At 35.0% G+C, this 21,953-nt stretch carries 18 protein-coding genes; 9 read left to right on the plus strand and 9 right to left on the minus strand.

Translation table 11 applies throughout. The features are described from left to right. The first annotated feature begins 7 nt into the window (after positions 1-7). The 4 genes from EGI22_RS07785 to EGI22_RS07800 are packed head-to-tail and all read left to right on the plus strand — an operon-like array spanning position 8 to position 3,997. Positions 8-1,144 (plus strand): iron-containing alcohol dehydrogenase, encoded by a 1,137-nt coding sequence (locus tag EGI22_RS07785; protein ID WP_255067559.1) that lies wholly within the window; start codon positions 8-10, stop codon positions 1,142-1,144. A gap of 2 nt (positions 1,145-1,146) precedes the next feature. After that, on the plus strand, positions 1,147-1,866 hold the full coding sequence (locus tag EGI22_RS07790; RefSeq protein WP_255067560.1) for a gamma-glutamyl-gamma-aminobutyrate hydrolase family protein: 720 nt from the start codon (positions 1,147-1,149) through the stop codon (positions 1,864-1,866). Beyond that, positions 1,847-3,217 (plus strand): aldehyde dehydrogenase family protein, encoded by a 1,371-nt coding sequence (locus EGI22_RS07795; RefSeq protein WP_255067561.1) that lies wholly within the window; start codon positions 1,847-1,849, stop codon positions 3,215-3,217. Before EGI22_RS07790 ends, EGI22_RS07795 begins: the two co-directional genes overlap by 20 nt. A 48-nt stretch (positions 3,218-3,265) precedes the next feature. Continuing rightward, positions 3,266-3,997 (plus strand): DUF1080 domain-containing protein, encoded by a 732-nt coding sequence (locus tag EGI22_RS07800; protein ID WP_255067562.1) that lies wholly within the window; start codon positions 3,266-3,268, stop codon positions 3,995-3,997. Between the two features lie 10 nt (positions 3,998-4,007). On the opposite strand, the gene EGI22_RS07805 is transcribed toward EGI22_RS07800, so the two are convergent. The 4 genes from EGI22_RS07805 to EGI22_RS07820 are packed head-to-tail and all read right to left on the minus strand — an operon-like array spanning position 4,008 to position 9,591. Next, on the minus strand, positions 4,008-5,060 hold the full coding sequence (locus tag EGI22_RS07805; RefSeq protein WP_255067563.1) for an acyltransferase: 1,053 nt from the start codon (positions 5,058-5,060) through the stop codon (positions 4,008-4,010). Positions 5,061-5,113: 53 nt separating this feature from the next. Then, a complete protein-coding gene (locus EGI22_RS07810; RefSeq protein ID WP_255067564.1) occupies positions 5,114-5,572 on the minus strand; it encodes an FKBP-type peptidyl-prolyl cis-trans isomerase in 459 nt (152 codons plus the stop codon). Continuing rightward, a complete protein-coding gene (locus tag EGI22_RS07815) occupies positions 5,569-8,727 on the minus strand; it encodes a PVC-type heme-binding CxxCH protein (RefSeq protein WP_255067565.1) in 3,159 nt (1,052 codons plus the stop codon). The genes EGI22_RS07810 and EGI22_RS07815 overlap by 4 nt, the downstream gene beginning before the upstream one ends. A gap of 9 nt (positions 8,728-8,736) precedes the next feature. Beyond that, positions 8,737-9,591 carry a ThuA domain-containing protein gene (locus EGI22_RS07820; RefSeq protein ID WP_255067566.1) on the minus strand — a complete coding sequence of 285 codons (855 nt, stop codon included), beginning with the start codon at positions 9,589-9,591 and terminating at the stop codon, positions 8,737-8,739. A 345-nt stretch (positions 9,592-9,936) separates the two neighbouring features. On the opposite strand from EGI22_RS07820, the gene EGI22_RS07825 reads away from it, so the two are divergent. After that, entirely contained in the window at positions 9,937-12,408 is a 2,472-nt protein-coding gene (locus tag EGI22_RS07825; RefSeq protein ID WP_255067567.1) for a DNA translocase FtsK, read from the plus strand. 66 nt (positions 12,409-12,474) lie between these two features. Next, on the plus strand, positions 12,475-13,104 hold the full coding sequence (locus EGI22_RS07830) for an outer membrane lipoprotein carrier protein LolA (protein ID WP_255067568.1): 630 nt from the start codon (positions 12,475-12,477) through the stop codon (positions 13,102-13,104). A gap of 2 nt (positions 13,105-13,106) precedes the next feature. On the opposite strand, the gene EGI22_RS07835 is transcribed toward EGI22_RS07830, so the two are convergent. Next, on the minus strand, positions 13,107-14,630 hold the full coding sequence (locus EGI22_RS07835; protein ID WP_255067569.1) for a trehalase family glycosidase: 1,524 nt from the start codon (positions 14,628-14,630) through the stop codon (positions 13,107-13,109). 85 nt (positions 14,631-14,715) lie between these two features. Beyond that, complete coding sequence (locus tag EGI22_RS07840) at positions 14,716-15,135, minus strand: nucleoside-diphosphate kinase (protein WP_255067570.1); 420 nt, start codon at positions 15,133-15,135, stop codon at positions 14,716-14,718. A gap of 122 nt (positions 15,136-15,257) precedes the next feature. Here EGI22_RS07840 and EGI22_RS07845 point away from each other — a divergent pair, with 122 nt between their 5' ends. Genes EGI22_RS07845 through EGI22_RS07855 form a run of 3 tightly spaced genes read left to right on the plus strand, consistent with a single transcriptional unit; the run spans position 15,258 to position 18,080 of the window. Continuing rightward, on the plus strand, positions 15,258-16,304 hold the full coding sequence (locus EGI22_RS07845) for a bifunctional oligoribonuclease/PAP phosphatase NrnA (RefSeq protein WP_255067571.1): 1,047 nt from the start codon (positions 15,258-15,260) through the stop codon (positions 16,302-16,304). Between the two features lie 28 nt (positions 16,305-16,332). Beyond that, entirely contained in the window at positions 16,333-17,172 is an 840-nt protein-coding gene (locus EGI22_RS07850; RefSeq protein WP_255067572.1) for an FKBP-type peptidyl-prolyl cis-trans isomerase, read from the plus strand. A 41-nt stretch (positions 17,173-17,213) separates the two neighbouring features. Then, the gene (locus EGI22_RS07855) at positions 17,214-18,080 is read left to right on the plus strand and encodes an FKBP-type peptidyl-prolyl cis-trans isomerase (protein WP_255067573.1); all 867 of its coding nucleotides are present in this window, start codon (positions 17,214-17,216) and stop codon (positions 18,078-18,080) included. Positions 18,081-18,157: 77 nt separating this feature from the next. On the opposite strand, the gene leuB is transcribed toward EGI22_RS07855, so the two are convergent. From leuB to EGI22_RS24110, 3 genes are all read right to left on the minus strand, one after another. Next, entirely contained in the window at positions 18,158-19,228 is a 1,071-nt protein-coding gene (leuB, locus tag EGI22_RS07860; RefSeq protein WP_255067574.1) for a 3-isopropylmalate dehydrogenase, read from the minus strand. Positions 19,229-19,299: 71 nt separating this feature from the next. Continuing rightward, positions 19,300-20,811: an alpha-isopropylmalate synthase regulatory domain-containing protein gene (locus tag EGI22_RS07865; protein WP_255067575.1), complete on the minus strand. Its 1,512-nt coding sequence runs from the start codon at positions 20,809-20,811 to the stop codon at positions 19,300-19,302. Then, positions 20,798-21,952 carry an acyltransferase family protein gene (locus EGI22_RS24110; protein WP_369010868.1) on the minus strand — a complete coding sequence of 385 codons (1,155 nt, stop codon included), beginning with the start codon at positions 21,950-21,952 and terminating at the stop codon, positions 20,798-20,800. The genes EGI22_RS07865 and EGI22_RS24110 overlap by 14 nt, the downstream gene beginning before the upstream one ends. Position 21,953: the final 1 nt, after the last annotated feature.

Consider the following 21,953-nt stretch of genomic DNA (forward strand, 5'->3'; position numbering starts at 1 on the left):
CTAAACTATGATTTCACAGTTTAATTTTCCTACAACTATCCGATTTGGTGCTGGCGTAGTGAAAGAGTTGGCAGTATACTTAAAGAAAAATGATTTGTCGAAACCATTAATTGTTACTGATAATACTGTAAAGGAATTGTCATTTTTTAAAGAAATACTCAATGACCTCTCGGTAGCAGGAATTTCGACTGAAGTGTTTTCAAATATTCATAAAAATCCCGTAAAATCTGATGTATATGCCGGAACTGAGGCGTATGATGCTACAGAAAGAGATTGTATTGTCGGAATAGGCGGAGGTGCTGCCTTAGATGTAGCAAGAGCGATTTTATTGCGTATCAATCACAGAGAAGATTTATTTAAATATGATGATTTGATTGGTGGTGATGTTTATGTAACCAACGATGTGCCTCATTTTATTACCATACCTACCACTGCCGGCACTGGCAGCGAGGTGGGTCGAAGTGCTATAATTGCCGACGATGAAACCCATCAAAAGAAAATATTATTTGCTCCAAAATTATTGGCAAAAATTGTATTTGCCGATCCGATGTTGACTATCGAACTGCCTGATTTTATTACAGCAGCAACAGGAATGGACGCATTGACACATAATATGGAAGCCTATTTGGCTAAAAACTTTCATCCACTTTGTGATGGAATAGCTTTAGAAGGCATGCGATTAATTAATGAATCGATTGTAAAAGCTACTAAAAACCCAGATGTGGAGGCAAGAAGTAATATGTTGATGGGCTCTATGATGGGTGCCATTGCGTTTCAGAAAGGCCTTGGAGTGGTACATTCATTGGCCCATCCTATGTCTTCTTTGCTAGATACTCACCATGGATTGGCCAATGCCGTGAACTTGCCTTATGGTATGAAATTTAACCTTGCTGGCAACGAAGCTCGGTTTACAAGAATGGCACAATCTTTTGATTTGAATGATACCTCTCCAGAGTCTGTCATCAAGCATTTGTTTGAATTAAACTCTGACATCAATATTCCCCATAAACTGTCGGCTGTGGGCGTAAAACCAAAACATATCGAAACGTTGGCTGAATTGGCTTTGGCAGATTTTGCCCATCCCAACAATCCAAAACCGGTAAGTAGAGAAGACTTCAAAAATTTGTACTTAGAGGCTCTATAAAAATGGCACTGAAAATAGGCATAACGCAAACCGAAACTAAAGGGCATAATTATCCAAAATGGATATTAGACAGTGGTGAAGAGATTGAATTGGTTGAATTATCATACGAAAAATATAATCTTGAGGAAATATCTATTTGCGATGGGGTACTTTTTACAGGGGGCATTGATATTCACCCCAATAACTTTATTCCTGACTTTGAAGGGTCCTACCCCAATTCCCCTTCTGATTTTTCGTACCAAAGAGATAAGTATGAATTTGAAGTACTATCAATTTGTTTAGAAAAAAAGATCCCAATTTTAGGAATATGCAGAGGTTTACAACTATTTAATATATTTTTCGACGGAACCTTGGTGTTGGATATTGGGCCAGAAGGATGTAAAGCCCATAAAGAAGAAGAAAGTAAAGACAAATGCCACAAGGTTGAACTTGTGAAAGATTCAATGTTAAATAAAATTGTAAAACTAGATTCAGGTATATGCAATAGTGCCCACCATCAAGTAATAGATAAACTAGGACTAGGTCTTAAAATTGGTGCACATGATGAGCAAGGGTTAATAGAGGCAATAGAATTGATAAATCCAGAAAATCAATTTTTAATGGCTGTTCAGTGGCATCCTGAAAGAATACCTGACAAAGAAAGTCCACTTACAAAAAACATAAAAGAAGCATTTTTAGCAGCATCAAAACTATATTCAAATCATGTCATTGTCAATATTTAATCCTGCAAATGGGAATCTTATTACCGAAGTTCCAACAGATAGTCAAGAAAGTTTACATCTAAAATTCGAAAAACTTAGTTCAGCCCAAAACAGCTGGAAAATGATTTCTTTGTTAAATAGGATGGCTATTATTCAAAAATTTAGCGATTTGTTAGCGTCAAATATTGATGAATTAGCATCAATATTAAGTTCAGAGGTAGGAAAACCACTTAATCAAGCCAAAAATGAAATAAATGGTGCCAGAACCAGAATCGCTTGGCTTTTAGCAAATGCCGAAAAATATTTGAGCGATGAAATCATGTCAGAAACACCTGGAATGACAGAAAAAATCGTTTATGAGCCTTTGGGTATCGTTTGCAATATTTCGGCTTGGAATTATCCGTATTTGGTAGGAATCAATGTGATAGTTCCAGCACTTTTGGCAGGAAATGGTGTTTTTTATAAACCATCAGAATTTGCGACTTTAACAGGTTTAAAAATCGAAGAAATGCTTTTAAAAGCGGGCCTTCCAGAAAATACTTTTGAGATTGCCATCGGAAAAGGAGAGGTGGGAAATATGCTTTTAGAAATGCCTTTAGATGGATATTACTTCACAGGATCTTACAAAACGGGCGATTATATATACCAAAAAGTAGCGTCTAAAATGGTGCCTTGCCAATTGGAATTAGGCGGCAAAGACCCGCTTTATGTTACTGATGATATTGCTGATATAAAAAATGTTGCAATAGGAACCGCCGATGGGGCATTTTATAATAATGGACAAAGCTGCTGTGCCGTCGAAAGGATTTATGTACATGAAAAAGTGTACGATGCTTATGTTGAGTCTTTTATAAATGAGGTAAATTCATGGACAATAGGCGAGCCAAGTCAAGAGGGTGTTTACATTGCAGCGATAACACGTGAAGACCAAATCAAAGTATTGGAAAATCAGGTAAAAGATGCCCTCGAAAAAGGTGCAAAATTGCTAACAGGTGGCAAACGCATCGATAAAAAAGGAAATTATTTTGAGCCAACGGTTTTGACAAATGTCAACAACCAAATGTTGGTGATGCAAGAAGAATCTTTTGGACCCATTATCGGAATCATGAAAGTGTCGTCAGACGCCGAGGCAATAAATCTTATGAATGATACAAGCTACGGTTTAACTGCTTCAGTTTATGCAGATTCGAAAGAAAGAGCCAATGAGATATTGCCAAAATTGAATGCAGGCAGTGCTTATTGGAACTGTTGCGACAGGGTTTCTGCAGCTTTACCTTGGAGTGGAAGAAAACACTCAGGCTTTGGTGCCACGCTTTCGCACGCAGGTTTGAGAGCATTTACACAGCCTAAAGCCTATCATTTGAGAGGATAAAATCCTATTAATATAAATATACGCCTTAATTAAAAAATAATAAGTACAATGAAAAATGTCTCAATTCTATTCCTTTTTTTAGCCATTTCTTTAGCTTTTTTATCTTGTCAAGATAAGCCTACACCTGTAAATACACTATCTGAAAACGAAATCTCAGAGGGATGGAAATTATTATTTGACGGAAAAACTACAGAAGGCTGGCATTTGTATAATAGAGGAAATACACCTTCGGCATGGATAGTAAAAGATGACGAATTGTTATGTAATCCAGATACTTTTGAAGTAGAGCATGGTGATCTACTTTCCAATGTTACTTATGAAAACTTTGATTTAAAATTTGATTGGAAAATATCTGAGGCAGGAAATTCTGGTGTTTTTATAAATGTGCAAGAAGCTGAGCAATATCCTAGGGCATGGACCACTGGTCCTGAGTTACAATTATTAGATAATCTTGGGATTCATAAAGAATATTTAAACGACACCACTCATTGGGCTGGATGTTTATATGGTTTCAAATCAACTTTAAATGCGGCTACTTATAAACCTGCCGGACAATGGAATGATGCTAGAATACTACAAGAAAATGGAAAAGTAAGCTTTTGGTTAAATGGGGTACAAACTGCTGAGCAAGACCTAAAAACCCCAGAATGGCAAGAAATGGTAGCGAAAAGCGGTTTTAAAACTTTTTCGGATTATGGCAAATCAACCAAAGGCCACATAGCCTTACAAGATTGGTCAAAAGGCGTTTCTTTTCGAAATATTAAGATTAAAAGTCTTTAAGTTTTAAAATTTATTTTTTTAAAATCCATTTTCTAACGGGCTCTTCGTAATATTTAAAAATCATAATTGATACATAAATCAGTACGATTGGACTTATGAATTTATCAAGGGTGCTTCCAAAAACCAGTTTCGAATATTCACGGATTGGAACCTGCAAAAGGTATATTGAATAACTAGCTCCACCAAGTAAAACGAGTGTATTTGATCCCAAAAACTTACTTATTGGTGAACTTTCAGATGCAATTTGAAATATTAAAACACCTACCAAAACGATAGCTAAACTTAATAAATAGATATTGTTTGAAAAAGACAAAATCATTAAAATCAAAACAATATTTAAAGAAACCATACCAGATTTTCCTAGGAAAACAGACTGAGTTAGAATATAAATTCGGCACAACAAAAGGCCAAAAATGAATTCAAATGCCCGTAAAATGGGTAATGGCAATTGGTAAGCTTCAAGACCGATTTTTACAACTTCACCAGGTGCTAGTATTGGTGTAGCGAAATAAACAATGGCTATACCTACCAAAAAGGTAAGCATATATACATTTTTAAGAGAACGTTTGTTGATATAATTCCAGATAAAAGGGAAAATTAAATAGAAGAAAAACTCTACAGAAAGTGTCCATGCCTGAAATAGCCAGGCATAGCCCATACCGGTGTTTTTTAAAGTCCACGACTGGGTCATCGTAAGAACCGAGGCTATGGAATGTAAATCAAGGCTTTGATATACAAAAGGCAATACCAATAAAAGTGCTAAAAAATATACGGGGTATAAACGTGAAAACCTTGCCTTATAAAACTTGAATAAAAACGACTTATTAAAATGAATTTCTGGATAATTATAAGCTAAAATAAAACCAGATAAAATAAAAAAGAGACCAACACCTAAGTATCCGTGGCTTAAAAAATTGATGATTTTGTCATTTAAACCTGCTTTTGTTGCAAAACTTAAGCCGCTGTGAAACAGCAAAACATAAAATGCAGCAAAAAACCGAATTCCTGTTAAAGATTTGATGGATTTTCTTTTAAGTTCTTTCGAATCTTTCTGGAAGGGCATTCTAATAATTTATTCTGTGGGCAAAGATATTAAAATTTAGGTAAATTCATTTTTTACTCATGAGCAGCCAAAACTTCAATATCAAAAACCAAGGGTGAATTCGGTGGAATCGGGCCTCCACCGCCCGAACCATAACCCAAACTGGAAGGAAAAATTAATATTCCTTTTTCACCCACCTTCAATTTTGCAATTCCCTCATCAAAGCCAGGTACAACCTGACCTATTCCTAAAATAAAATTAAATGATCCTTCATCAAATGACTTTCCGGACAATAAATGCCCGGAATACTTTACTTTTACAGACTGCCCTTTTTTAAGAAGCTTTCCAGAAGGGTTGGCTTCCACCAGAACAAATCGCAATCCACTTTGGGACTTTTCCGTGATTTTTAAATTATTGTCTGCGATGTATTTTTCTATTTGTGGCTCCTCAGGGAGGCTTTCTTTTTGCTTATTCCCGCATGATAAACCGGAAACTAAAACTATAATTAATACTACATTTTTTAATTTAATCATTTTTCTAAAGGATGCTCTTTTAATAATTTAGAGGTATTGTAAAAATCTTTCTTTGCGGCTGTTTTTGCCCTTACCTGTTTCACTTTTTCGGGTGAAACCGCGGGTGCTTGGTTTCCAAACGAATTTCTGACATAGGTTAGAACTGCTGCAACTTCTTTATCCGTTAAAAGCCCTCCATAAGGTGTCATAGGTACTTGACCTGGATATTTTTTGCCATTTACGTCTATTTCTCCCATCAATCCTTTCAATACAATTTTAATCATTCTCTCTTCACTTCCAGTTACCCATTTTGTGCCAGCTAATGGAGGAAAACCAGATGCTGAAAGCCCTTGCCCATCGGCTTGGTGGCAAGTAATACAATATCCTTCTTTAGAAAAAATCTCTCTTCCCAGTGTAAACAACTCCAAGTCCTTGCCCTTAATATTGGTAGTACTATAAATTTCTTTTTGCTTCTTCACTTCTACCCCATTCAAATGTGCCTCTGCCGTTTCAAAAGCATGAATCATCCAATCGTCCAAAGGTTTTTTCTTGGCTTCTGCCAAAATAGGTAAACCTTTTTCCTTTCCTATCCATGATGAGGCCACTATAGCATCTAATCGAACTCTGGTGTTTTCATCTTTAACCATTTGCATCAACAAAGCGGCTTGGTCTTTAACTTGATGACCTGTAAATCTTAAAACCTCCACAGCTGCAGCTCTTACATGATAGTCTTGGGCTTTAAGTAGCTTTTTTAACAACTCTTGATCTACTTTATCTAGCCCCCAAGTAACCCAAAGTGCCTCAAGCAGATGATGCTCATATCTAGCATCTTTTTTATCTAAAGTGTTTTCCCATTTTTTTATAGCACTGAGCACCTCAGAAGCATTTCTTGCTCTTAGTTCTCTTCTGGTACGGTATCTGGTTCGGTATTCTGGTAATTTTAAATTTTCTAAAAGTGTTTCAATACTAGCACCATCTATTTTTGCAGGTACTACCAGTGGCCTAGATGGATAGGTAATTCGGTAAATTCTCCCATGCACATGGTCACGAAGCGGATCACGGGCATTGTGCTGCATGTGACCGATGAGAATATTGTGCCAATCAATTAAGTACAATGATCCATCCGGTGCAAACTCCATATCTACAGGTCTGAAGTTTCTGTCTTCGCTAGACACCAAGTCTTGACGAAATTTGGTTTTGTAACCTGTTCCCTCATCCCATATCTTGTGCTGTTTCATTCCCAAGAAACCTATAGTATTATTAATTAACAAATCTCCTTGAACCTCATCAGGGAAATGTCTGCTCGATACAAACTCCAAGCCAGACGTTGGTCTAACCATTTGGTCCTTTTCAATCAATTGAACGCTTTTGTGGGTAGCTTCACCATATCTCGGAAGTACCGTTCCTGGCATCATCCATCTCACATCCGGACTTGAAGTCTCGGCAAAAAACGGCTGCCCCCATTCGTCAAAAGCAATTCCCCAAGGATTTGGAATGGCTAATTGAGCGGTTCTTTCCAATTTATGTAACTGTGGTGAATATCTATAAAATCCACCATTGGTTGCCCTAACTGTTCCGTAGGGCGTTTCTACATTTGTATGCAAAAACACGCCTTCGCCAGAATAGATTGCACCAGATGGGTCGGCACAGAATGCACTGCTGTTATGATGCGTATCATGATCATCATAACCACTAAGAATGATTTCCATCTTATCAGCTTTGTCGTCACCATTGGTATCTGTAAATAATTTAAGATTTGTTCCTTGTGAAACGTAAACCCCTTCTGGTGCAAATTCAAATCCCAATGGCAAATGTAGTCCTTCTACAAAAATCGTCTGCTTATCAGCTTTCCCATCGTTATTAGTGTCTTCTAAAATCAGTAATTTATCATTTGGCCTGGCATCTCCGGGTTTATAATGAGGATAACTAGGCATAACTGCTACCCAAAGACGACCTTTGTTGTCAAAAGACATTTGGACAGGATTTGCTAAATCTGGAAATTCAACCTCAGAAGCAAACAACTCGATTTTGTAGCCATCTGGAACTTTCAATTTATTCAAGGCATTTTGCCCATAAAGATATTCTAGACTACCATTCTGTTCCGGGTTAAAATTTGTTGTAACGGGTGGCAATACTCGGGTTTTTTCATCCTGGGTTTTTATATCCATTTTAGTGCCTTTTGAAACGGCCTCCCATATTGCGGCATCTCTTATGGCAGTCATTTGTCTGATTTTCTCAATTTCTGCTGGATAATTATCTGGCCCGAATGGATTGTATCTTCTTCCATAAACATGCACGCCATTTGGGATTTTGTAATCATTGTGCCACATCCAGTTTTTTTCTAAAACGGCATCTAAGACCAATTGCTCGTGCTCTCTTTTTATATTTGATACCTGACCAAATATTGCATCGTTTAAAAGAATTCCTAATTTTTGGTATCCTGCATTGTTTAACTGAAACCCATCTATTGTTAAAGGCTCATTGGTTTCATCGAACCATTTTTTAGAAGTCGAAAAAACATCTAGAAACAAAACATTATTGCTTTTGGCAACCTGACGCATTGCCTGTGTATACAACCAAAGATTTTCATTCTCTTTTTTTCCGTTTGGTAAATCCATTTTGTCGGATACATCTTCAAATGCAATAGGAGAAACCAAGGCCAGCTGTGGAGCTTGTTTTCCATTATACAATTGGCTTTGGGTATGTTTTATAAATGCTTCTAATTCTGCTTTAAAATTCTCTAAACCTTCAGGACCAGAAAAAGACTCGCTATATCCAAAAAATGCAATAATGATATCAGTTTGCAATCTCGTAAGCCATTGGTCGGGGTTTTCAAAATGACCTTCACTTCCCGAATTGGTTGCTAATTCAGTTTGGAATTTCTCCGCACCGGGAAAAGCCCAAGGAGAAAAACGTGAAGCATGGGGACGAAAACCTGGGGTATCTCCACCGTCACACATATTTCTAACTACTACATTTTTTGAGGGATTTCTCAAATACAATTCCTTTTCAAAATGACCGTAGTTCATCATTCTTGAGCCTAAATCATTCCCAATCAACGAAATGTGGGCGTTTTCTGAAATTTTCAAAAACTGAGGTTCTTCTGTCAAAAAACTGCTAGAAATAAAACCCGAAAAAATTAACGTGATTATTAAAAAACCTATTTTAGATTTCATCTTATTTTTTTAGTTTACCATACCTCTGTAAGGTACATTAATGTCTATTTTTCCTTTCCATTTTTTAGGCACTTTTAGTCCTAACTCCCAGTGAATGGCGTTTATTACCAAGCGTTGAAATGCCTCCACACTGAAATCTTCTGGATGACCAATGGTTGTTGTAAAAACCTTAGCACCAAAAGAGTTTGTACCAACCCAAGCAACAGGATTATCAACTGCAGCTTTGTCAGGATTTACAGACTTACCCATCAGCAACCACTCAGAGCCTTTGGTTGGAAAATCAGGCAAAACATGGTATAGCCAAGAGTTTACATGGAAACTTGGAGCAACGCCTTTCAAAATTGGATGTTTTTTGGCACTATTAATAACTGAAACGTCGGTAGTGCTTTTGTGACCATAATGCGTGTGGCCTGCCTTCCCTCCCCATCCTGGAGGGCCATTAAGAGCAAATTCGCCGAATGCATTCCAACGCTCTGAAGGGTGACCTTTCGGGAAGTTAAATGCATGAGTGGAGGTTCTGAAACCAATTATTGGTTTGCCTGACTTTAAGTATTCGTCTATCAAGGCTAGTTGGTCTTCAGGCAGTTGTCTCCACCGTAAATAAAAAACAGCTAAGTCTGCCTCTTTTAATATTTCTAAGCCAGGAATATTTTTTTCTGCATTTTGATTGGGATAAGCCTTTAAAACCTTTGCTTTAATATTATAATTTTTCTCAAGTTCTTTAGCTATAAATGGCAAGGTCTCTTCTCCGCTGTATTCATGATCGCCACAAACAAAAACCACAAGAGGCTTTTTTTGGGCATTTATAAAATTTGGAATGATAAGGAGGCCTCCAAAAATAAGGACGGATAATATTTTTTTCATTGTAAAGGTTGAATATTGTAAGCTAAAATTAGATAATCTGTTTTAATAAAAAAAATTAATAATTCTATTCATAAGCCTTTCGGGCTTTAAATTTAAAAAAAACCAAAAATTAGTTCCCAATACATTTTTTCTTTCTTAAAGCTATAAAACTATTACCATTACTTTAACAAAAAAAGAAACTAATCAATTGATTATAAGAATTTAAAAAGACGGACAGCTTGTGCATTTTCCATAAAATTGATTATTTTTAAATAATTTTTTATCCAAAAAGAAATGGAAGCTTAGCATTTGTTCGTTTAATTTTTTTAATTTTGTGAACAATTGCTTTCCCATAAAAATACTACGATGTCTAATTCTTTCCGAGCCAAAAAGAAAGCTGTAAAGCCTTCTGAAAAGCGTACTATTCCAAATATTACAGGGTCTTTTGTTCCTCAAGATGGACAATTTTCTTTTTTGTCTGGAGTATTTCTAATAATGCTTTCTGCATTTCTGCTAATATCTTTCATATCGTATATATTCACTGGTACCTCAGATCAAGATATTTTACAGCAAAGCATGGATGCTACTTTAAACCAAAGTGGTAAAAAAACGCAAAATATGCTGGGTTGGTTTGGGGCAAATATTGCCCATTGGTTTATTTATATTTGGTTTGGAATATCTGCATTTTTACTTATTCCCATAGTATTCCTTTCTGGTTTTCGATTGGTATTTAAGGAAGATTTGTTTCGCTTGAATCTTAACAGATTCACAATTGGGTCTGTTTTTTATCTTTTTTTCATTTCTGTATTTTTGGGTTATTTTGTCTACGTTTTCAAACTTAAAACACTCAGCCTTACTGGAAATTTAGGGTATAGTACCAATGAGTTTTTGTTTGCTATGTTTGGTTATGGTGCTATTTTGGTGATATTTTTGGCATTATTTATTTGGTTAATATTTTTTCATGGATTTACTAAAATTGATGATTATGTGTTAAGCAGATATTTCCCTAAAAAGCGAAGATTTACATATGACACAGAGGATGAAAGTGAGGAAGAAATAGAAGAGTCCAATGCTTGGGTTAAAAAAATCATCAAAACTGAACAAGAGGTTGTTGATATAAGTAAAAAGGCAGATACTAATAAAAATATTAGTTTAGAAAAAGAAGTAGCTTTTGAGCCTTCCTCATTGCCAAAAGAGCCTTTTAAGGGAGCCAATATCGCATTTACGGTAGAAGCACCTGAAGATGCTATAGGTAAAGTAGACCCGAAAAGAGAAGACTTTTTTAGCAAATTAGAAGAAGATACTGATGGCCTTTTAGCAGAGTTTGGCGAATATGACCCAAAACTTGACCTCTCCAATTATAAATATCCGCCATTAAGTTTATTACAAGAATATGGCAATAATGGCCCGAAAGTAAGCAATGAAGAACTAGAGGCAAACAAAAACAAAATTGTCGAGACTATCAATAACTTTGCCATAGGTATTGCATCTATCAAAGCGACTATAGGGCCTACGGTTACTTTATACGAAATAGTACCAGAGGCCGGTGTGAGGATTTCGAAAATCAAAAACTTAGAAGACGATATTGCCTTGAACTTGGCTGCATTAGGAATACGGATTATTGCCCCAATGCCTGGAAAGGGAACCATTGGTATTGAAGTACCGAATAAAAACCGAGAAATGGTTTCAATAAAATCGGTTTTAGCTTCAGAAAAATTCCAAAAATCTGGCTATGAATTGCCGATCATTCTTGGAAAAACTATTTCAAATGAAATCTTTATTACGGATTTAGCCAAAATGCCGCACTTGTTGATGGCTGGAGCAACTGGACAAGGTAAATCAGTAGGATTAAATGTGATTTTGACTTCTTTGCTTTATAAAAAACACCCTTCTGAAGTTAAATTTATACTGGTTGACCCTAAAAAAGTAGAGTTAACACTCTTTAATAAAATAGAACGTCACTTTTTGGCTATGTTGCCAAATGCTGAAGAGGCAATAATTACGGATACCAAAAAAGTAATTAATACTTTGAACTCTCTTTGTATAGAAATGGACAACCGCTATAATTTGTTGAAAGACGGTGGGGTTAGAAACATAAAAGAGTACAATGCGAAGTTTATCAAACGCAAGCTGAATCCAGAAAAAGGACACAAGTTTTTGCCTTATATCGTTTTGGTTATTGACGAATTAGCAGACTTGATGATGACAGCTGGTAAAGAAGTGGAGCAACCGATAGCGAGACTAGCACAGTTGGCCAGAGCAATCGGAATTCACTTAATAGTTGCCACCCAGCGTCCTTCAGTAAACGTAATTACTGGTTTGATAAAAGCCAACTTCCCTGCTCGATTATCATTCAAAGTGACAGCAAAGGTGGATTCCCGCACTATTATGGATACAGGCGGAGCGGAACAATTGGTCGGAAACGGTGACATGTTGCTTTCGACTGGTTCTGAAATTATCCGAATACAGTGTCCGTTTGTCGATACGCCTGAAGTTGAAAGTATCTGTGAATATATTGGTGAACAAAGGGCTTTCGAATCCGCTTATATGCTGCCCGAATTTTACGGAGACGATGAGCCAGATGCTTTAGATTTTGATCCTCGCGAATTAGATCCTTTGTTTGATGATGCAGCAAGACTTTTGGTAATTCACCAACAAGGGAGCACTTCATTGATACAAAGAAAAATGAAGTTAGGTTATAATAGAGCTGGTAGAATTATTGATCAATTGGAAGGTGCTGGAATAGTTGGACAATTTGAGGGAAGCAAAGCTAGAGAAGTTTTGATAAAAGATATGGAGCATTTAGAAGAAATTTTGCGAAATTTGCAACGTAGTTAATCAAAATGGGGTTTTTAGTTTAAACTATTTAGATTTTAAGAAGTCTAAGCTATAAATATTATGAATATGAAAAAGGGAATATTATTAATTATTGCTCTAGTATTAAGTTTTGGGATAAAAGCCCAAGACAAAAAAGCTGAGGCAATTTTAGATGCTATGAGTGCAAAGTATAAAGCTTTGAAAACTTTCAATGCAAACTTTACTTATGGCGTGGAAGGTGCAAATGCAAAGCTTACCAACGTTTTTACGGGAAATGTAACTGTAAAAGGAAATAAGTTTAAACTTAAAACAGCCGGTCAGGAGATTTTTAATAACGGTAAAGACCTATATACTTACGTAAAAGAAACAAATGAAGTAAACATATCTGATTTTGACCCAAATGATGATAATGACTTTTCTCCAACAAAAATATATACGATTTATAAAAAAGGATACAAGTATATATTTAAAGAAACGAACGCTACCTATGATGTAGTTGAGTTATCTCCTATTTCTGGAAAATCAAATGTAGCTAAGATTCAAATAACAGTAAACAAAAAAGACAAAAGCATTAAAACTTGGAAAGTTTGGGACAAATCAGGCAAAAAAACAGTGTTTAGAATAGACAAGTTTGTGCCTAATGTACCTGCTACTGATGCAATATTCAATTTCGACAAATCAAAATACCCTGGTGTAGATGTTGTTGACTTAAGATAAAACTATTTGGCTCTTAGCAATAATAAAATACTTAAACTCCCATCAATTCTTTCGGTTTGGGAGTTTTTTTGTTTTAGTCCCACTACATCGTATGTGTTTTGAATTTTACCATTATCCTTATAAAATACTTCATTTGTATTTAGCCATCTTTTTGCGATTTCCTCCGCCAAATGTTCTTTTTTATATTCTTGTAAAGCTTTAATTGCTAAATACTGATATTCCGCCGAGCCTTCATTATTGCCACCGAAAGTGTTTAACAAGCCTCCAGGTTTTAAAAATTTATTACTAATATTTTCGCTAACTTTTTCAGCTTTATGAACATCTGCCAATCCAACATAAAGTGGCAAAATACCAGCTAAAGTATAAACCTCGCTTTGTCGTTTTTTTGAAAAATTATAATCGAAATAAAAGCCTTTTTCTTCGTTCCAAAAATATTCATTAAACAAAACCTTCCTTTTTTGAGCTAAATTTTCGAAACTTTTAGCATATTCTTTTTGTCCGCTTGAAGTGTAAATTCTACTTAAGGTAACTTCCAAATAATACAACCAAGCATTTAGGTCTACTGGCAGCATTTCTGATGCCTTCAATTTGTCTTCACTGCTCCATCGTGTTTCATTTCTCCATTCAGACTCATCAATAAGCCTTTTGTTATTTAAAATTACAGAATCCGATTTAACCTTTATATCAAGGTAATACTTGTCGGGCCCAAGTCCATTTTTTTCGTCATTATACCTATTCAAAACGTTATCTCCTGAAAGAAATACTACATTTGTATAACCTAATTTACCAGACTTTTTAGCTTCCGCTTGCTTTGAAGCCTGCTCTTTATCTAACGCTGACATCCAATATTGATACTCTTTGGTAAGATGCGAGGCAAAAGCTTGTAAAACTTTTGGATCCTTTTTTGATAACACATCCACCATTTTTGATAAAACAGGTGGATTGCTTCTACCTAAATAATAAGAGCGATTACCTGAAGGAACGTAAGAGAAGTCTTGAATAAATTGTGCACAATTTGTTGCTAAATCTGCTGCCAAAGTATCATTTCCAAGTTTTATAAGGGCTTCTACTTGAAACAGACTTCTAAAATAATTAAACTCGTTAAATTTCCCCCCTCCAGCAAAATATTCCTTCCGGGTTGGTATCAAAGAACCTCCATCATCTTGTGGTTTTCTGATTAAGGTATAAAAAGAAGAATCTACGAAATCGTTAAAAGGCAATTTTGAAGAGGACGTATTTTTATCGTAATCTGGCAAAGCAAAGTTTTGGTCTAAAAACACTTTAACATTAAACCCTTTTCCTGTTTTTTCTTTATTATACCTGAGCAAAATTTCTTTTGCATTGGATTTAGGAACAGCATCTGCAAATATTTTAGGATCCGTAATACAATCACATGCCATCACATCTTCAAAAAGATCAGGCCAGAGTTCTTCTGGCGATTTGTATTCTTTTTTTGAAATAGAATCACCACATGAAATATTAAGAAGGCAAATAAATATTATAAAAAGGAATCTTTTGAAATGCATATTTTGAAAATGAAGCCGATAATATATTTTAAACAAAAAAAGGCATCAGAAAATTGATGCCTTAAAATATTAATTTTTGGAAATTTTAAAATCTCTCTATTCCCGAAAAGAAAAATGAACTCTCAATTGCTGCATTTTCGTCAGAATCCGAACCATGAACGGCATTTTCACTTTTTGATTTAGCATATGCTTTTCTTACAGTACCTTCAGCTGCTTCGGCAGGGTCTGTAGAACCAATCAATGTTCTGAAATCCAAAACTGCATTTTCTTTCTCAAGAATCATGGCAACGATAGGTCCTTCTGACATCATTTCGCATAACTCACCATAAAAAGGTCTCTCAGCATGTACATTATAAAATTCGCCAGCTTGACTAGCCGTCATTTGGAGTTTTTTAAGTGCTACTATTCTAAATCCTCCCTCTTCTATCATTTTCAAAATTCCTCCTACGTGATTATCAGCCACTGCATGTGGTTTTATCATCGAATATGTTCTATTACTTGACATGTTAGTTTGTTTTTTTTACAAAAATAGCAAATTTTAGCTTTGTAAGGTAATTTCTAAAAAATGAAGCATTTAAGAGTTATAAAGAAATAGCTTCGTAAATTGCGAACGAATTGAAAAATAATATGATAGAGTTTTTTACGGATAGCAAAGAGAAACTGGATTTATACAAAGATTGGATTGGTAAAGCAAAAAACATTGTCATTACAAGCCATCAAAACCCTGATGGTGATGCCTTTGGTTCTGGCCTTGGACTTTGGGGGTATTTGAAACAATTTTCTTTCGAAAATGTAACCTTTATTAGCCCGACTGACTATGCTGATTTTTTAGCTTGGATGCCTGGCATAGAGCATATAGTTGTTTTTGATAATAAAAATAAAGCTACAGCAAACGAATTAATTGAAAATGCTGACCTTATTTTTTGTTGTGATTTTTCTTCAGGATCTAGAATGAAAGACATGAAAGACAATGTTTTGAATTCAAAAGCCAAGAAGATTATCATTGATCACCACGAACAGCCAGAATCATTTGGAGATTTAATGTTTTGGAATCAACATGCTTCATCTACTTGCGAATTGGTTTTTCAGATGATTCACAAGCTTGGTCATGGAAATTTGATAAATATTGATGTGGCTACTTGCCTATACACTGGCCTGCTAACAGATACTGGTTCGTTTAAATTTGATGCTACTTCGCCTGAAGTTCATCTCATAGCAAGCCAATTACTAGCGGCAGGAGTTGTGCCATCAGTAATACATCGAAATCTTTTCGATAATAACCCTTTCGAAAAACTTCAATTTTTAGGATATATTTTAATCAAAAAAATGACATTTTTGCCGGAATATGGCGTTTGTTATATCAGTGTTACTGAAAAAGAATTACAGAAATTTAACTCAAGAAGTGGCGATACAGAAGGTATAGTAAACTATGGATTATCTATAAAAGGAGCTGTGATGTCTGCAATTTTTATAGAAAAAGAAGGAATAATAAAAATTTCTTTTCGATCTATTAAAGACTTCTCAGTTGCAGACCTAGCCAGAGATTATTTTGAAGGCGGAGGACACAAAAATGCAGCAGGCGGAAGATCTAATTTGTCCTTAGAGGAAACCGTCCAAAAATTCTTAACTTTGCTGCCTTATTTAAAAACTCAATTAGTTTTACAACCAAATTAACAATTTAATAATCATAAAATACAAACAAATGAAGTTTACATTTAGCGTTTTGACAATTCTAACCGTTTTGGGGTTGGTTTCTTGTGATAAATTCAAAGTTACAACTACCGAAAACGGGGATAGGTTGTTGATTCACGAAAAAGGGAAATCTGGTAAATTAGGTAAAGATGGAGATATTATATCTTTTGACTTGGTAATAAAAACAGCCGCAGACTCGACAATAAAGGATTCTTATAAAGAAGGACAGTCTTTTACTGTTCCTATACAAAAAGGAGCTTTCAAAGGGTCTTTTGAAAACGCACTTTATCATATTGGAGAAGGAGATAGTACAACGGTATTAGTAAACGCAGACTCATTGTTTAAACTAATGAATCAACCTTTGGCTCCTGGTATTACGAAAGGAAGTGATTTGAAATTTATAGTTAAAATGCACAAAGTGCAGACTAGAGCAGACTTTGAAAAAGAATTGGCAGATAAAAAAGCTAACGAACCTAAAATTATTGAAGAATTCGTAGCGAAAAGCATGAAAAATGCTCAAAAAACTACTGAGGGAATATATTATGTTGAAAATAATGTTGGAACTGGGGCAACGCCGGTGAACGGAGAAGTCGTAGTAGTAGAATATGTAGGTAAGTTTATGGATGGTAAAATATTTGACCAATCTAATGGACAACCATTTGAGGTGCCTTTGGGCGAAAGCAGAGTTATTCCAGGCTGGGAAGTTGCTCTGAAAACAATGAAAAAAGGCGGTAAGAGTACGTTTATTATACCTTCTCCATTAGCATATGGTGAGCAAGGTGGTGGACCGATAGCTCCTAACACGCCTTTGGTTTTTGATATAACTTTGAACGATATCAAAAAGAAGTAAATTTTTGATTGTGGTATTTGGAATTAAATAAATTTAAAAAAATGTTCTATTTAAAAAGGTTAGCGGTTTTATTAATATCTGGTATTTTACTGTCTTCTTGTCTTGGAAAATTCGTTGAGAATGACCTAGATCAATTGACAAAAGATGAAGAAGTTAAAATTTTAGAATACGGCCAAACGAATAATTTAACTCTAACCAAATTAGGTACATCTGGTATTTACTATAATTTATCAAAGTCAAATCCGACGGGTTTGGAAGCATCTGCTGCTTACGATTTTTTAATTGTATATACTATTAAAACCCTAGAAGGCTCAGTAATTGATTCAAGGACTTTGGCTGATTCTTTACAATTTAATTTTTATACTACTTCGGTATTTGACGGATTTAAATATGCACTTTTAACTTTGAAAGAAGGTGAAAAAGGCAAATTCTTAATCCCTTCTTATCAGGCATATTATGATAATCCTCCAGTAGGAATCAATAAGTATCAAATATTGATAGCTGAAATAGAATTGGTTGATTTACTCTCTGAGGATGAAAGAATAGATAATTATATCAGGAAGAAAGGCTTAAATGTGACTGAAAAAACGGCCAGTGGTTTAAGGTTTATAAGAACAAATGAGCCTACGGCAAATGATACGCTAGTAATTGGCGACAATGTTACTGTAAAATATAATGGTATGTTTTTGAACGAAAAAAGTTTTGATAGTGGATCTTTTGGAATCGTAATTGGCTCTTCTTCAGCTATCGGCGGATTTTCGGAAGGAATAGCAAAATTAAGAAAAGGAGAAAAAGCAAAACTCATATTTCCTTCATCTATTGGCTACGGAAGCAACGGCAATTCTAGTATTCCCCCTTATACACCTTTGATGTTTGATGTGGAAATTGTGACGGTAAATGGCCTTTAGATAATATAGAAACAATATGTATAAAAAAAGGATGTCTAAAATTAGGCATCCTTTTTTGTTTTTAGATTTCAATCAAATTAAATCCTATCCAAAATCTCTTTTCCAATTGCGTCAGTGCCTAAAATTTTATCCGCAGGTGTAGATGCATCTGCAATATCTCTTGTTCTCCATCCAGCTTTCAATACACCGTCGATTGCTGCTATAACTGCCTCAGATTCTTCTTTCATGCCAAAAGAAATATCTAACAACAACGCCGCAGACAATACAGACGCCATTGGATTTGCAACGCCTTTGCCAGCAATATCATGACCCGAACCATGAATTGGCTCGTATACTCCTGTACTTTCGCCAACAGATGCAGATGCCAACATTCCCATAGAGCCTGCTATTTGAGAAGCTTCGTCAGTAAGAATATCTCCAAAGATATTTCCAGTCACTACTACATCGAAACGTTTTGGATCTTTGATTAAAAGCATAGCCGCAGCATCGATAAATTGGTGCTCTAGTTCAACTTCTGGATATTCTTGAGCTACTTCAAGCACAGTCTCTCTCCAAAGTCTTGAAGATTCTAATACATTCGCTTTATCTACAGACATTAATTTTTTACCTCTGGTCATAGCAGCCTCAAATGCTTTACGAGCGATACGCTCAACTTCATATTTGCTATAAATCATGGTATCATATGCTGTAGTTCCATCATTTAAGCGTCCTCTTTCACCAAAATATACATCTCCTGTTAGCTCTCTAAAGAAAAGAATATCAGCTCCTTTCAATATTTCCGGCTTGATGCTAGAAGCTCCCAAAAGCTCATCGAACAATTTGATAGGACGAAGATTGGCAAAAAGACCCAATTCCTTACGCATTTTCAAAAGTCCTTGCTCAGGTCTTACTTTTGCGTGTGGATCATTGTCGTATTTTGCATGACCAACTGCTCCAAAAAGAATTGCATCAGAATTACGCATTTTCTCTAATGACTCAGCAGGCAATGGATCTCCTGTGGCTTCTATAGCCACATGGCCCATAAGTGCTTCATCGTAAGTAAACTCATGGCCAAATTTTTCGGCTATTTTCTCTAAAACTTTTTTACCAACTACGGTAACTTCTTGGCCAATACCATCTCCTGGTACAACTAAAATGTGTTTTTTCATGTTTATTTTCAAAAAAATTAGTTCGAAAAAGTTTAAGCTTTTTCTAAAACTATAATTTACTGTTTAAAATTTTATATAATATTTAGCATCTTACGTGTCGCTTCTATGGCTGATACTGTTTGGTCAGAATCAAGTCCTCTGGTTTTCACGTCTTTGCCGTTGATACTCCATGTGATGATAGTTTCACACAAAGCATCGGTTTTGCCACCAGGAGGAATCCTTACCGAATAATCAGTCAATTGTGGTAATTCTTTTCCTTTTTTGACGTAAATCTTTTTCAAAGCATTCATAAATGCATCATATTGTCCATCGCCTTGGGCATTTTCTTGAAAAACCTCCTCCCCTATTTGCACTTGTAAAGTAGATGAAGGTTGCAGGTTTTTAGAATGTGTCAATACGTAATTCAATATTTTTACATTTTCTGATACCGCACTTGTATCCAAAACATCAGATATGATATAAGGCAAATCTTCTTTTGTGACATTTTCTTTTCTATCGCCAAGCTCTATGATTTTTTGAGTGACTTTTTTCAAGTCAATGTCATTGAGTTTTATGCCCAATTCTTGAAGGTTTTTCTCAATATTTGCTTTACCAGAAGTCTTACCTAAGGCATATTTCGTTCTTCTTCCAAACCTTTCTGGACTTAAAGTACTCACATACAAATTATTCTTCTTATCTCCATCAGCGTGAATTCCAGCAGTTTGCGTAAAAACATTTTCACCAACTATTGGCTTATTTGCTGGTATTCTAAGGCCTGAAAATGTCTCAACAATTTTACTAATTGAATACAATGATTTTTCCACAACTGAAGTGGTATACTCCGGCATGAAATCATTTATTACGGCAATTGCACTAGCCAAAGGAGCATTTCCTGTTCGCTCACCCATTCCATTTACTGTCAGGTGCAAACCTCTTACACCTGCACGCAGACCTTCCATTACATTGGCCGTACTGAGATCGTAGTCATTGTGAGCATGAAAATCGAAATGAATATTTGGATATTTATCAATAATTGATTTCAGAAAAGTATAGGTCTCATTAGGCGTAAGTACACCTAAGGTATCTGGAAATAGAATTCGCTTAACTGGTTGTTTCGTCAAAAAATCGAGAAATTGAAATATGTACTCTGGCGAGGTTTTCATGCCATTGCTCCAGTCTTCAAGATAAACATTTACAATAAGATGGTTTTCAATAGCTTTAGCTATTACTTCAGCAATTTCTTCAAAATGCTGCTCTGGTGTTTTGCTGAGTTGGTGGGTAAGATGATTTAATGAACCTTTGGTCAGTAAATTCATCACTTTGGCACCTGAAGCTAACATCCAATCAATAGAGGCAGTACCGTCGACAAATGTAAGGACTTCAATCTTTTCTAAAAAACCATTCTCTGCAGCCCAAGAGGTTATTGCTTTAACTGCCTTAAGCTCACCATCAGAAACACGAGCCGAAGCCACTTCTATCCTATCTACTTTTACTTCTTGCAAAAGTAGCTGGGCGATGGTAAGTTTTTCTGATACCGAAAATGACACCCCGCTGGTTTGTTCTCCATCCCGAAGCGTGGTATCCATTATTTCAATGTGTCTCATTTGTGATTTTTTTGTAATAAAATTTGGTCAATTTGTCTTTCAAATATCTAGTCGCTTTTATTTCAATATATTGATAGTGAATAAATGAAAATATTAGGACGATTAGAAATGATATATAAAACAATGTTGATTCTAGAAAATAATATTTTTTGAAAATAAAAGAAACATAGAGGGCAATTTGACTATGAAAAATATAAATTGAATAACTTATATTACCCAATAATATTGACCATTTCCATTTTAATAAATTAATCAATTGTAGATTTTTCAATGTTAAGATTGAAACAATAATTAAACTAAACCCTACCGTTTCCAATATTAATGTTTGTCCTAAGAACCCTTGGGCTTTTACCAAATACATCCCCAATAAAATGAAAAAAAATGTACAAAGAATGTTTCTGAAATATACCCAATCTGCAGAAGAAGTATTTTTCAACCACCAGCCCAATCCATTACCAAAAATAAAAATATGCAAAAAACCTAAAGGCCTATCATAAATAAGTGTACCAATTTCAAAGTGATAGACCATTAGGTATCCTCTTAAAAAACAAATAGATAGAAATAGAAAAATAGAAAAGAATAAAATTTTTTCTTTTTTATAATAACAGAAATATTTAAAATATATAGGGAAAAGAAAATAGAAAAATATTTCAACTGATAATGACCAATTTTGAGGTGAAACAGAATAAAAATATTTAACTGTCCATGCTTGAATCAGAAATATGTTCAATATAATCCCTTTTAAATTACTCTTAAAAATTTGAAAAAATTCAATCAAACTAAGTTTTACAATTCCAAAAATAGAAATTTGACTATCAAAGTTAATAATATCTAAAAACCTAGATACAAAAGGAAAAATTAGTACTAAAAATATACCTAAAACATAAGTTGGATATATCCTAGCAAAACGATTAATATAAAACTGCTTAGCTTTGATATTTTTTGAATCGTTTGAAACAGACATTATTATCCCAGAAAGTAAAAAAAAATATAAGACGGCGAAATTTCCTTTTATAAAAAAAGGTTTGAAAAAATTCGTTGCAAATGGGAATACTTCCTGATTCAAACATATTCCATGATATATCACGACCATTGAAGCAGCAATAAATCGTGTAAAATTTAAAAGAAAGAAAGTATTCATT

Origin of the sequence: Lacihabitans sp. LS3-19 (assembly GCF_024343575.1) — a bacterium.
In the GTDB taxonomy this organism is placed as follows: domain Bacteria; phylum Bacteroidota; class Bacteroidia; order Cytophagales; family Spirosomataceae; genus Leadbetterella.

What these genes read in the sequence shown, in the direction of transcription:
- EGI22_RS07785 (WP_255067559.1), top strand. Translation starts at nt 8, where the DNA reads ATGATTTCACAGTTTAATTTTCCTACAACTATCCGATTTGGTGCTGGC.
- EGI22_RS07790 (WP_255067560.1), top strand. Translation starts at nt 1,147, where the DNA reads ATGGCACTGAAAATAGGCATAACGCAAACCGAAACTAAAGGGCATAAT.
- EGI22_RS07795 (WP_255067561.1), top strand. Translation starts at nt 1,847, where the DNA reads ATGTCATTGTCAATATTTAATCCTGCAAATGGGAATCTTATTACCGAA.
- EGI22_RS07800 (WP_255067562.1), top strand. Translation starts at nt 3,266, where the DNA reads ATGAAAAATGTCTCAATTCTATTCCTTTTTTTAGCCATTTCTTTAGCT.
- EGI22_RS07805 (WP_255067563.1), bottom strand. Translation starts at nt 5,060, where the DNA reads ATGCCCTTCCAGAAAGATTCGAAAGAACTTAAAAGAAAATCCATCAAA.
- EGI22_RS07810 (WP_255067564.1), bottom strand. Translation starts at nt 5,572, where the DNA reads ATGATTAAATTAAAAAATGTAGTATTAATTATAGTTTTAGTTTCCGGT.
- EGI22_RS07815 (WP_255067565.1), bottom strand. Translation starts at nt 8,727, where the DNA reads ATGAAATCTAAAATAGGTTTTTTAATAATCACGTTAATTTTTTCGGGT.
- EGI22_RS07820 (WP_255067566.1), bottom strand. Translation starts at nt 9,591, where the DNA reads ATGAAAAAAATATTATCCGTCCTTATTTTTGGAGGCCTCCTTATCATT.
- EGI22_RS07825 (WP_255067567.1), top strand. Translation starts at nt 9,937, where the DNA reads ATGTCTAATTCTTTCCGAGCCAAAAAGAAAGCTGTAAAGCCTTCTGAA.
- EGI22_RS07830 (WP_255067568.1), top strand. Translation starts at nt 12,475, where the DNA reads ATGAAAAAGGGAATATTATTAATTATTGCTCTAGTATTAAGTTTTGGG.
- EGI22_RS07835 (WP_255067569.1), bottom strand. Translation starts at nt 14,630, where the DNA reads ATGCATTTCAAAAGATTCCTTTTTATAATATTTATTTGCCTTCTTAAT.
- EGI22_RS07840 (WP_255067570.1), bottom strand. Translation starts at nt 15,135, where the DNA reads ATGTCAAGTAATAGAACATATTCGATGATAAAACCACATGCAGTGGCT.
- EGI22_RS07845 (WP_255067571.1), top strand. Translation starts at nt 15,258, where the DNA reads ATGATAGAGTTTTTTACGGATAGCAAAGAGAAACTGGATTTATACAAA.
- EGI22_RS07850 (WP_255067572.1), top strand. Translation starts at nt 16,333, where the DNA reads ATGAAGTTTACATTTAGCGTTTTGACAATTCTAACCGTTTTGGGGTTG.
- EGI22_RS07855 (WP_255067573.1), top strand. Translation starts at nt 17,214, where the DNA reads ATGTTCTATTTAAAAAGGTTAGCGGTTTTATTAATATCTGGTATTTTA.
- leuB (WP_255067574.1), bottom strand. Translation starts at nt 19,228, where the DNA reads ATGAAAAAACACATTTTAGTTGTACCAGGAGATGGTATTGGCCAAGAA.
- EGI22_RS07865 (WP_255067575.1), bottom strand. Translation starts at nt 20,811, where the DNA reads ATGAGACACATTGAAATAATGGATACCACGCTTCGGGATGGAGAACAA.
- EGI22_RS24110 (WP_369010868.1), bottom strand. Translation starts at nt 21,952, where the DNA reads ATGAATACTTTCTTTCTTTTAAATTTTACACGATTTATTGCTGCTTCA.